Below are 11,201 nucleotides of genomic sequence, written 5' to 3'. Positions count from 1 at the left end.
GAAAAACGGACACATGACGCGGGACATACCCGGACATATCACGTGGGACATCCCGCCCGAAAACACGAAAAATCCCGCGTCACAGGCGGACCTATGACGCGGGACATCACACCGGCTAACGTGCCCGCATATGGACATACACGAAGCGGGGGCTTCCATCTAAGCCCCCGCTTCGTGCATCTTACGCCGTTGCTACACCACAAAAACGGCCACGCACGCCAGTCCGATCCCCACAATCACCAGAGTGAGAAGGAAACCGAAGAGGACGGTGCGTGCCCCCGTATGCATAATCGTTTTGAGATGAACGCCGGCGCCCATGGCGCCCATGGCGGCGATGAGGAGCCAGTTGGCGACGTCGTTACCAAGAATCTGCAAGGCGCTGGCCGCCCAAGCCTGGTTTTCCAGCACGGAGGCGATCCCCACCGCGATCAGGAAGCCGAGTACGAATAACGGGATGAGAGGTGCGGAGCTCCGCGTATGGCCGTGAGTATCGAGTGCCGCACCGTCCAGCCCCGCGGCGCGGGCCTCGCGTTGCTTAGCGGCGCGCTCCAGTAGCCCCACCACGGCGATCACCGCGGCCAGGCACACCACGCGCCCAAGCTTGGCGGCAGTAGCGGTATCGGCAACCCCACCGTAAATATTGGCGGCGGCCACCACCTGGCCGACTTCGTGAATGGTGGCGCCCATCCATACAGCCGCCTGGTTGGCACTCAAGTCCAGCAGGTGGGCGAGCCAGGGGAGTGCCACCAGGGTGAGGGTACCGAAAAGCGTCACGCAGGCAATAGCGGTTGCCGCGGCGGTATCGCGTTCATCTTCGTTACGCACCCGCACCACGGCGGAAGTTCCCGCCACCGCGGAGGCCCCGCAGATGGAGGTACCCACGGCGGTGAGAATAGCCGAAGCGTGGGGCACCCGCAGGAGTTTGCTCAGGGGCACAGAAATGAGCATCGTTGCGGTCACGCAGGTGACGATCGTGATGAGGGTACCCCAGCCCAAGCCCAAAATTGCGGGGATGGACAGACGCAGCCCCAGGAGTACCACCCCGGTGCGCAGTACCCGTTTGGAGGTGAAAGCGAGACCGCGGTTTGCTGAACGAGGAATAAGTCCCAGGTTGCGCACCAGCATGCCCAATACGATAGCGAAGAGCATGGCGGAAAGCAGGGGCATCAGTTTACTCAGGCCCCAGGATGCTACCGCGATGAGAGCGGCAAGCAGCACGCCCGGCGTGAGGGCGCGCAGTGACGCCGCCCATGTGGCGGCATCAGAAGAAGTATTTTCATTAGACACCCGGATATTATGCCCCAGTGCGCGCTGGTATGGTTAAGCCCGATGAACTGAGCGACGGGAGGCAATGGTGACGCTACTGGAACATGACGCGAGCTCGGATGGGGTCCGCCGAGTTCTTCTTAAATTATCGGGAGAAACTTTCGGGGCGGGTAGTGTCGGGGTCGATGCCGCGGTGCTTCAACGTGTCGCCGGGGAAATTGCCGAAGCGGCGGCTTCCGGAATCGAAGTAGCCATTGTTGTTGGTGGAGGAAACTTCTTCCGCGGAGCTGAATTGCAGCAATCTGGAATGGATCGTGCCCGGGCGGACTATATGGGGATGCTCGGTACCGTTATGAACGCGATCGCGCTCCAGGATTTTATCGAGCAGGCCGGAACCCAGTGTCGCGTGCAAACCGCAATTCAGATGACGCAGATTGCCGAACCCTATATTCCCTTGCGCGCCATCCGTCACCTCCAGAAGGGACGGGTGGTTATTTTCGGTGCCGGAGCCGGCATGCCCTACTTCTCCACCGACACGGTTTCCGCCCAGCGTGCCCTGGAGCTGCGCTGCGATGAGCTTCTTATGGGCAAGAACGGGGTGGACGGAGTCTATACCGCAGATCCGCGCACCCATCCGGAAGCGGAAAAGCTCACCGCCATCAGCTACGATACGGTGCTTTCCCATAATCTCCAGGTGGCCGACGGTGCAGCCTTTGCTCTGGCACGGAATAACTCCCTGCCGATGCGGGTTTTCGGTATGACCGAGCCGGGTAACGTCACCGCAGCGCTGCGCGGTGAGAATATTGGAACGGTGGTCTCCGCCCAGGGCGCGTAGCCCCGCTAAGCCGGTAAGATATGTCACATCGGGCGCGTGGTAGCTGCGTCGTCGTACCACGTAGCTACGCGCCGTGAACGAAACTGCGAAGGAAAAAAGATGATTGAAGAAGCTTTGCGCGAAGCCCGCGAAAAGATGGGCAAAACTATTGAAGCAACCAGCGAAGAATTTTCGCATATCCGCTCCGGGCGGGCCAGCGCCGGGATGTTTAACCCGATTCTGGTGGATTACTACGGAACGCTTACGCCGCTCCAGCAGCTGGCTACCATCACCATTCCCGAACCGCGCACCGTTATGATCACGCCTTTCGATCCGGGTGCCAAGCAAGGGATCGACAAGGCGCTGCGCGAATCGGACCTGGGTGTCAATCCCTCCGATGACGGCAATGTGCTGCGCGTGAACCTCCCGGCTCTAACCGAGGAACGCCGAAAGGATTACGTCAAGTTGGCTCGCACGCGCGCTGAAGATGGGCGCGTGTCCATCCGGGCCGTGCGTCGGAAGGCGAAGGACACCCTCGAAGCTATCCAAAAAGATGGCGAGGCTGGGGAAGATGAAGTCAAGCGCGCTGAAGACGAGCTGGAAAAGCTGACGAAGAGCTTCGTGGAGCAGATCGATAAGCTCCTCGAAGGCAAGGAAAAGGACCTGCTCGAAATCTAATGTCGCGCACCTCGTTGCGGAGCCTGCTCGCTCCGCGTCCCCCGCAACCGCCGCGCCCCACCTCCTCGCGGGCCGGCCGTAACCTCAAAGCCGCCGTCCCCACCGCGCTCATCCTACTGGCGCTGGTGGCCCTCAGTGTCCTCTGGCGTATTGAGCTTTTTGTGGTGCTCGTGGTGATGGCGCTTAGCTTTGCCGTATGGGAGGCCGCGGGTGCGTTCCTCGCGCGTCAGATCCGACTGCCGCTCACGATGCTGATGGCCGGGAATATCGCGATCCTGGCGCTGGCCTGGTGGCGCGGACTCGGCGCCGCCATGCTGGCTTTCGGGGCGACGGTGGTGGCCTGCGCCCTGTGGTTGGGGTTGCGCGACCGGGGGCGTGCGCAGGTGAGCGACGCCGCCTGCGCGGTTTTCGTCTCCCTGTGGATTAGCGTGCTGGGGAGTTTTGCGGTGGCACTGTGCCAGCTGGATTCCCCGGCGTGGATGGTCGCAGCGCTCATCCTCCTGCCCGTTGCCAATGACACCGGGGGCTGGGCTGCCGGGGTGCTTTTTGGGCGTCATCCGCTCGCCCCGCGAATCTCCCCGAAGAAAACCTGGGAAGGGCTGGCCGGATCAATCCTCGCCTGCCTGATGGTGGCCTTGCTGCTCGCCACGGGGGCCCTCGGGCACAGCGTATGGTGGGCCTGCGGTATCGGGATGGCAGCGGTGGTGTGCTGCACCGCCGGTGACCTGCTTGAGTCACGCCTCAAACGCTGGCTCTGCGTTAAAGATATGGGCGCAATTTTCCCCGGGCACGGCGGCATGCTTGATCGCATTGATTCCATCCTGTTGTGGGCGCCGTTCTGCTACCTCTTCTTCGCGGCGGCGCAAGGGGTGTTCTGATACTAGCTCGGTGCGGTGCACGGCTGCGCTGTGAGCGAGAGCGGCGTGTGGCGGGCGCATATGGCAAAATGAGTGCGGCACATTAAGAGGGAAGGCCGGCAGGTCGGCACCGTGGTGCTGGCATAGACAAGTGAGGTGAGTTGTGAGCACGTTTAAACGAGTGGGTCCGCTCACGCGCGGATACAATACCGAGCAGGTCGATGATTTCCTCGCCCGTGCAAAAGACGCATATTCGCGAGGAACTGGCGATATGGACGAAACGGATGTGCGGCGCGCCGGTTTTTCCCGCCAGCGTGGCGGATATGATCCGGCTCGGGTGGATGCCGCGCTCGACCGCCTCGAAGCTGCCTTTATTCACCTCAAGCGTGCGAATACTATCGGGGCGCGCGGGGAACAGGCATGGCTCAACCTCGCTTACCAGGACGCTAAAAGCCTTTATCCGCGCCTGCTACGCCCGGCTGGGCAGCGTTTTGCTGACGCTGAAGGTTGGGGATACCGCAAATCGGATGTTGATGAGCTTCTCGACCGTCTTGCCCGGTATTTCGATGGTGAAGAAACCGTCACCTCAGAAGTGGTGCGTGATGCTATTTTCCCGGAATCGCGCGGAAAAAACGCTTATGACGAAGCCGTCGTTGACGTGTTCCTCGAGCGGGCTGTCAGCGTCTTGCTTGCGGTGGAGTAGCGGAGTAAATACACCGCGATGAAACGCTCCATTTGGCCGCATCGAGCTGCATCCTCGTTGCGCCGTCTCACGGGTGCGGATAAATCCCGCGCCCTGGAATTTTTAGCTCGCGACCCGGTCAATTCCGTGCTCGCCCGCGTCAATGTGGAACGCATGGGCGTGGGGACATCCTCGGCGTTGGCGGCGATGCACCGTCGCGATATTGAAGCTCTAGCCTGGGATGGCGGCAATATTATCCCTTTGGGATTTTCCCCGGCGGGCCTGCGCGAACTAGGTGACGATATTCTTTCCCGGCATCGGGTGGCCTGCTCCATCCTTGGGCCAGCCGATCAGGTTCTCGGACTGTGGGAGCACCTGGAGCGCTCCTGGAGTCCCGCTCGTGAGGTTCGGGCACGCCAATATTCCCTCTCCCTGACCCACGCTTCCCCGGTGGCGCCCGATCCGCAGGTGCGGCCGGCCGAGCCCTGGGAATTCGGTGCTGTTTTTCCCGCGGCAGTAGCTATGTTCACCGAGGAAGTCGGATACGACCCGACTGTTTATGGGCCGAGCTACGGGCGGCGAGTCCGTGATCTTATCCGCTCCGGTCACACTTTCGTGCGTATGGGAATAGATCCCGCCACCGGAGCCCCACGAGTGGAATTCAAGGCTGATATCGGTGCCTTGGCCGGGGGAGTGGCGCAGATCCAAGGCGTATGGACCGCCCCTGATCTACGGGGCCGCGGGATAGCAACCCGGGCGATGGCCAGCGTCGTTGACCAGGTGCGCGCCCGCTATGCGCCCACCGTCTCTCTCTACGTCAATGATTACAATACCGCCGCGGTTAGGCTTTACCAGCATGTTGGTTTCAGCCGCGCGGGGGAATGGGCAACGATCCTCCTTTAGTTTCAGGGCGCTGCGTGTACCCTCTGGCGCCATGTTGCCGCTCCGTTTGGCGCTGTCGCTCCGTTCGGGTACCGTTCCCGCCATCCGCTCCGGTGCCGAGTGAGCCGTGCCCCGTTTGCGCCGTTGCCCCATCCACCACCGGTGCCGCGCCGTCCTGCATCATGAGCGGGTAGAATGGCGGGCGTGCTGAGAATGTCTAGTCTTTTTGTGCGCACCTTGCGCGAAGACCCGGCCGACGCCGAGGTCGCCAGTCATAAACTCCTAGTCCGCGGCGGGTATGTGCGGCGCGTGGCTCCAGGTATTTACACCTGGTTGCCGCTCGGCTTGCGGGTGCTGCGGAAAGTGGAGCGGGTTGTCCGGGAAGAAATGGATGCGTCCGGGGCTCAGGAAGTACTTTTCCCGGCCCTGCTCCCGCGCGAACCTTACGAGGCAACGAACCGCTGGAGCGAATACGGCCCCACTCTCTTCAAGCTGGCGGATCGCAAGGGTAACGACATGTTGCTTGCCCCCACGCACGAAGAAATGTTCACGCTTCTCGTCAAGGATCTTTATTCTTCCTACAAGGATCTGCCCCTCACGCTCTACCAGATCCAAACGAAGTACCGCGATGAGGCCCGCCCGCGCGCCGGCGTGATTCGCGGGCGTGAATTCGTCATGAAAGATGCCTATTCCTTCGATATGGACGAGGCAGGTCTGGACGTTTCCTACAATACGATGCGCGCGGCCTACCAGCGTATTTTCGAGCGCTTGGGCCTGCCTTACGCCATTGTTTCCGCGATGTCCGGGGCAATGGGCGGCTCGCGTTCGGAAGAGTTCTTATTCCCCACCGCTATTGGGGAGGACACTTTTGTCCGGTCCGCGGGTGGTTACGCCGCGAATACCGAAGCGGTTACGACGCCGCAGCTTCCCGAGCAGGACTTCTCCGACGTTCCTGCACCGGAGCTGGTAGACACTCCCGGGGCGAAAACCATCGCTGACCTGGTTGAGATGGCAAATCAGGTGCATCCGCGTTCGGACCGCCCGTGGAATGCCGCAGATACCCTCAAATCGGTTATTGTGACCCTTACCCATCCCGATGGGGAGAAGGAAGTGGTGGTCATCGCCCTTCCCGGAGACCGCGAAGTTGATATGAAGCGGGTGGAAGCTAGCTTGGCGCCGGCAGAGGTGGAGCTTGCTGCTCCTGAGGATATGGAGAAGTATCCGGGAATTGTGCCGGGTTATACCGGTCCCGGCGCGGTTGGCCCGCAGGCTCGCGGTGGTGCTGTTGCTGATAATTCCGGCGACGGAGCTGACGGTGCTGGCGACGGCGCAACGGTGCCGGTGGCGCGCCTCCTCCTTGATCCCCACGTAGCTCGGGGCTCGCGCTGGATCGCCGGCGGCAACGCGGTGGATAAGCATGTCTTCAACCTGGTTTACGGGCGCGATTTTGAGGCTGATGGCACCATCGAGGCAGCGGAAGTACGCGCCGGTGACGAGGCCCCGGACGGCTCGGGCCCGCTCGATATCGCGCGTGGTATCGAAATTGGCCATATTTTCCAGCTGGGACGCAAATACGCCGAGGCTCTCGGTCTGACGGTGCTCGACGAAAACGGTAAAACTCGCGTGGTCACCATGGGCTCTTACGGGGTGGGTGTGTCCCGTGTCCTTGCTGCTATTGCCGAGCAGTACCACGATGAGAAGGGCCTGGTCTGGCCGGTGGGTGTCGCGCCCGCGCAGGTGCATATCCTTGCCACTGGTAAGGACGACGCCGTCTTCTCTGCCGCGGAGGACTTAGCCACGCAGTTGACCGCCGCGGGTATCGAAGTCCTCTTCGATGACCGCCGTAAGGTGAGCGCCGGAGTGAAATTCGCTGATTACGAGCTCCTGGGCATGCCCTACGCGGTGGTGGTTGGCCGGGGTCTGGCCAATGGAACGGTGGAAGTACGCACCCGCGCCACCGGGGAATCCGAAGACGTGGCGGTGGCGGATGCTGCCTCGCGCGTACAGGAGATCCTAGCTGCTGCCCAAGCGGGCGAGTAACGGTTTTCAATCCTAGGCACATCGTGCTCGGATCTGAAAATGTATAACCACAAAATGCGCTTCCAGCTACATAAATATGTATGTCCTGGAAGCGCATTTTGTGTGCCCGGGGGCGGGCCGGAACTGGCAGGTATCCGGGCTATGTTCAGCTAAAAGGCACCCAGGACCCCCACCGCGAAGCAGAAAGCCAGGAGAGTTCCCATATCCGCGACGGTCTCAAGGTTGAACCCGAAACGTGGTGGTTTACTGCCGGGCTTGCGGTATTTCTTGACGATAACGAATAAAACCGTGAAAACGGCGCAGGCGCCTAACAAACGCGGCCATTGGTAGGCGAGCGCCTCGCCGTAACCCACTTTTTTCTCGAGTAATGCCCGTGAATTATTGACGTGGAAAGCGAGCAACAAGAAAATCCACAGAACATAATCGGCAAGCAGGTCTAAAATGCGCCGCATACGCCGCTCAATGGCAGAGTCTTCATCTGAACGCGGCAACGGGTCATTGAAGCCGGACGGCTTTGACTCATCTCTGGGAGAATCGCTGTTTGTCCACATACAAATAATGTGCCGTATTAGTTATTGATTATTACGGGGATAACGTAATTAGCCTGCCGTGTGCGGTGAAAGCCCGGGGAGTGCGGCACTACCGAGACTCGGGCCCGTGGCACCGCTGGCGCCTGTAACACCGCCCGCAGCGGTCCCGCCGCCACCACCATCCAAAGCAAGCGCAAAATTGAGAGCCTCCGTGGCCGGCGCTCCGCTTTGCCATAGTGCACCGATCAAAGTGGCGTACGCGGCGGATGCGAGCTCGTCCTCTGCAACAGCCGGGAGGGGAATGCTGGCGGCGCGGGTATCCGGGGTGCCGGCGCGAAGTAGGGCTTCTTCCAGATCAGCAATGCGCGCGATGCGTTCCATGCGCTCGGCATGTCCCTCCATACCCCGGCGTGCCGCATCAACTTCGTACCACTGGCGGGCCGTATTCGCGGCAGCGAGAAGCTTCGCGTCGCCGCCCGCCGATGCCAGCTGGGCGACGTCATACCTAGGGCCGCCCGCAGCCGCGGCACCAAAGGGATCCGGGGCGGGTAACCCGGTAGCCTCCGCCACTACCTGAGCATCCCACGTTGCCCGCAGCGCAATAGCGAAATAGAGTGCGCGCTCGCCGGCTACTTCCTCAGATATCTCTTCGCGAGCGACGACGCCTTTCGCTGCGCCGCCTGTTGCGCCATCCGCCGTACTCGCGGTCGCGCCTTTCGCCGGAGTTTCCGCTTCGGGCAGTAGCGCATCCGCGGCCGTTACCGCAGCGGAGCTAATCTTGGATAATTCCGCGAGTAATTCAGCAGCATCGGGAGCCAGGGGAGAAGGCTCGGGAGAATTTGTATGCCCGGCCGGGGCTCCGCTCGGCCACGCCTGCCATACCCCACCAAGCTGGTTCTCCCATATGCTCGCGTGCTCGGCAACATCCTGGTATACCTGCGCGGCGTAGCCGCCCGTTTCAGCGGCCAGATCGGTGGCGGCTGCCGAGCACCGCTGGGATGCCACGGCAAGACTTTGGCGCAGTTCTTGCGTTGTCGTCATGGGTGCGGGGGAGGGATCGCCATGTTCCCACCGTGCTCCCATCGCAATAAGAATGGCGCCAATGATGAGGATCGTAAGCGCGGCGGTGCCCACCAGCTGCACAGTGGTTCGAACCGGCTGAGAGGTGCGCCGATGAGTGGGCGCTCCGCTCCGGGGTGCAGCTGCCATGCTTCTCCGCTTTCTTGACGAGAATAAAACCGCTTATATTGTGCCACCTCCACCGGCCTGGGAGACGGTGCGCGCGCTGATGACGGTGCGCTGCGCACCGTGCCACCATCGGCACCGGCAGAGCTACTTGCACCGTCGGCGCGGGCATCGATACCTGCGACGTAGGCACCGCCTGGCACGCCCGTGTACCACGGCGCTCCGCGGAAACTGTAGGATTAGCCCATGAGTCATTCCAAGAGTTCGCGTCCTCCCGCGCGGCGGGACCGCCGCTCTACCGGGCCCCGTAAATCCAGTCAGGCACAGCGGACCGGCGAAATCATCGCCGCGATTGAACCTCTTGTTTCCCAATGCGGGCTCTACCTGGAAGGCGTAACGGTGGGCCGTGCCGGTGGGCGCGCCGTCGTTCACGTCACGGTCGATCTCCCCAGCGGCCCCGGTGGTGTTGGCTCAGATCAACTGACCGACGTTTCGCGTCTTATTTCCGCGCGTTTGGATGATGTTGATCTCGTCCAGGGTGCCTATAACCTTGAAGTGTCCACCCCCGGTGCCACCCGCCCGCTCGTGGAACCGCGCCACTTTTCCCGCGCAGTGGGGCGCCTGCTGCGTCTGACACCCTCCGGTGAAGATGAGATCGTGAGCCGGTTGCGCGCCGTTGAGGGCGATACCCTGGTCCTCGCATCGGATAACGGGGGAGCGGAACGGCGCTTACCCATTGGCCGGGTGGAACGGGCCCGCGTTGATATTGAATTCCATCGCGACGGCGAGGAAGAGTAGGAGAAATCGTGGATATTCAAATTCACATGAACGAGCTGCGGGCCCTGGAGAGTGAACTTGGCCTGAGCTCCGATGTACTCGTCGAAGCAATTGAAGATGCCCTGTTGCATGCCTATGCGCGGGTGCCCGGTGCGATTCGCGGGGCCCGGGTCGATATGGATCGGCGCACCGGCAAAATCGTGGTGTGGGCCCCGGAAATTGACGAAGAAGGTAATGTCGTCGGTGAATTCGATGACACCCCGCACGATTTTGGGCGCATTGCGACGGCGACGGCGAAATCCGTGATCGCCCAGCGCCTCAAGGAAGCCGAAGCGAATCGCGTGCTCGGCTCCTTCAAAAATAAGCAGGGTGACATTATTTCCGGCGTTGTGCAAGGCCGGGCCGGGCGCGATAGCTTCTCCCGCGATCTCCTCGTGGAAGTGGGGGACCACGAAGCTATTTTGCGAGCGGAGGAACAGGTTCCTACCGAGCATCTCAACAGGGGGGATCGCATCCGCGCCCTGGTCTTGGACGTAGTGGTCACCAGTCGAGGCGCCTCCATTCGGCTCTCGCGTACCCACCCGGATTTTGTGCGCCGTCTCTTCGAACTGGAAGTGCCTGAAATTGCCAGCGGGACGGTGGAACTCGTGGCGCTCGCGCGCGAAGCGGGGCACCGCTCCAAGCTTGCCGTGTACGCGGAAGATCCGGAGGTTAATGCCAAGGGCGCATGTATTGGCCATAACGGTCAGCGCGTGCGTGCGGTCACCACGGAGCTGGGTGGGGAGAAAATTGACATCGTTGATTACAACGATGATCCGGCGGTATTTATCGCCGCGTCACTGTCCCCCGCGAAGGTAACCCGGGTGGATATCATCTCCGTGGAGAAGCGCCAGGCCCGCGCCATTGTTCCCGATGGGCAGGCATCCCTCGCTATCGGTAAAGAAGCGCAGAATGTGCGCCTGGCTGCCAAGCTCACCGGGTGGTCCATCGATATTCGTAAAGAATCCGATGTGCAAGAAACTCCCGCTGTGGAAATTTCCGGTGGCGAAGCCCTCGGCGGAGCTGAACACGGGGAAGATCACGCGGCACAGTCGCATGATGACGTGCGTTAGTAGCATCTTGCCGCTAAAATAGATAGGGTGTGAATTTCGAGGCGGTGGGATGATGGCGAAAAATCCGCGCATGTGCGTGGGGTGCCGTCAGCGTGCCGCCCGGGAGGAACTGGTGCGCTTAGCGCTAACCGATGCGGGAGTTGTTGTGGATAAAGAACAGCGGCTGCCCGGCCGGGGAGCGTGGGTGCACGCCCGCCCTGACTGTCTAGCCAGGGGAATGCGGACGGGACAACTTGCGTATGCCTTTCGCTGCGCCGTCGTTCTTTCTCCGCATGCCGTAACAGAAGTAATCAGTTCGCTCGCGTGAGCGGAGCGAAAACCCGAGACCAAGAAAGCGGGTTGGAAGCTGATGGGCACCCGATGAGTACCCAACGATGA

Annotated in this window: 12 protein-coding genes; 9 read left to right on the top strand and 3 right to left on the bottom strand. The window is 61.4% G+C overall.

Annotated elements, in window-relative coordinates; genetic code table 11:
- Nucleotides 1-192 precede the first annotated feature (192 nt).
- Nucleotides 193-1,287 carry a YeiH family protein gene (locus PWJ82_RS01060; RefSeq protein ID WP_274734909.1) on the bottom strand — a complete coding sequence of 365 codons (1,095 nt, stop codon included), beginning with the start codon at nucleotides 1,285-1,287 and terminating at the stop codon, nucleotides 193-195.
- A gap of 64 nt (nucleotides 1,288-1,351) precedes the next feature.
- Between PWJ82_RS01060 and pyrH the strand changes: the two genes are divergently transcribed.
- The 6 genes from pyrH (at nucleotide 1,352) to PWJ82_RS01030 (ending at nucleotide 7,219) form a co-directional block, all read left to right on the top strand.
- Nucleotides 1,352-2,101, top strand: a complete 750-nt coding sequence (pyrH, locus tag PWJ82_RS01055; RefSeq protein WP_126134665.1) for a UMP kinase — start codon at nucleotides 1,352-1,354, stop codon at nucleotides 2,099-2,101.
- Nucleotides 2,102-2,200: 99 nt separating this feature from the next.
- The gene (gene frr / locus PWJ82_RS01050; protein ID WP_026428541.1) at nucleotides 2,201-2,758 is read left to right on the top strand and encodes a ribosome recycling factor; all 558 of its coding nucleotides are present in this window, start codon (nucleotides 2,201-2,203) and stop codon (nucleotides 2,756-2,758) included.
- Entirely contained in the window at nucleotides 2,758-3,636 is an 879-nt protein-coding gene (locus PWJ82_RS01045; protein ID WP_274733138.1) for a phosphatidate cytidylyltransferase, read from the top strand. The genes frr and PWJ82_RS01045 overlap by 1 nt, the downstream gene beginning before the upstream one ends.
- Before the next feature lie 142 nt (nucleotides 3,637-3,778).
- Entirely contained in the window at nucleotides 3,779-4,318 is a 540-nt protein-coding gene (locus tag PWJ82_RS01040; RefSeq protein WP_126134663.1) for a DivIVA domain-containing protein, read from the top strand.
- Between the two features lie 18 nt (nucleotides 4,319-4,336).
- Nucleotides 4,337-5,200 carry a GNAT family N-acetyltransferase gene (locus PWJ82_RS01035; RefSeq protein ID WP_274733141.1) on the top strand — a complete coding sequence of 288 codons (864 nt, stop codon included), beginning with the start codon at nucleotides 4,337-4,339 and terminating at the stop codon, nucleotides 5,198-5,200.
- A 192-nt stretch (nucleotides 5,201-5,392) separates the two neighbouring features.
- Nucleotides 5,393-7,219: a proline--tRNA ligase gene (locus tag PWJ82_RS01030; protein WP_274733231.1), complete on the top strand. Its 1,827-nt coding sequence runs from the start codon at nucleotides 5,393-5,395 to the stop codon at nucleotides 7,217-7,219.
- A gap of 149 nt (nucleotides 7,220-7,368) precedes the next feature.
- Here the strand turns inward: PWJ82_RS01030 and PWJ82_RS01025 are convergent, their stop codons facing one another.
- A complete protein-coding gene (locus tag PWJ82_RS01025; RefSeq protein WP_274734906.1) occupies nucleotides 7,369-7,671 on the bottom strand; it encodes a hypothetical protein in 303 nt (100 codons plus the stop codon).
- Nucleotides 7,672-7,818: 147 nt separating this feature from the next.
- Nucleotides 7,819-8,958: a hypothetical protein gene (locus PWJ82_RS01020; RefSeq protein WP_274734905.1), complete on the bottom strand. Its 1,140-nt coding sequence runs from the start codon at nucleotides 8,956-8,958 to the stop codon at nucleotides 7,819-7,821.
- Between the two features lie 222 nt (nucleotides 8,959-9,180).
- Here PWJ82_RS01020 and rimP point away from each other — a divergent pair, with 222 nt between their 5' ends.
- Genes rimP through PWJ82_RS09540 form a run of 3 tightly spaced genes read left to right on the top strand, consistent with a single transcriptional unit; the run spans nucleotide 9,181 to nucleotide 11,130 of the window.
- Nucleotides 9,181-9,732, top strand: coding sequence for a ribosome maturation factor RimP (gene rimP, locus PWJ82_RS01015; protein WP_274734904.1), 552 nt, complete (start codon nucleotides 9,181-9,183; stop codon nucleotides 9,730-9,732).
- 14 nt (nucleotides 9,733-9,746) lie between these two features.
- The gene (gene nusA, locus PWJ82_RS01010) at nucleotides 9,747-10,823 is read left to right on the top strand and encodes a transcription termination factor NusA (protein ID WP_081637310.1); all 1,077 of its coding nucleotides are present in this window, start codon (nucleotides 9,747-9,749) and stop codon (nucleotides 10,821-10,823) included.
- Nucleotides 10,824-10,872: 49 nt separating this feature from the next.
- The gene (locus PWJ82_RS09540) at nucleotides 10,873-11,130 is read left to right on the top strand and encodes a YlxR family protein (protein ID WP_425536584.1); all 258 of its coding nucleotides are present in this window, start codon (nucleotides 10,873-10,875) and stop codon (nucleotides 11,128-11,130) included.
- The last annotated feature ends 71 nt before the right edge of the window (nucleotides 11,131-11,201 follow it).

Source organism: Actinotignum schaalii, assembly GCF_028864145.1.
GTDB classification, from domain to species: Bacteria; Actinomycetota; Actinomycetes; order Actinomycetales; family Actinomycetaceae; genus Actinotignum; species Actinotignum schaalii_B.
The sequence above is the reverse complement of the archived record's forward strand: the minus strand, read 5'-3'. Positions and strand labels throughout refer to the sequence as shown.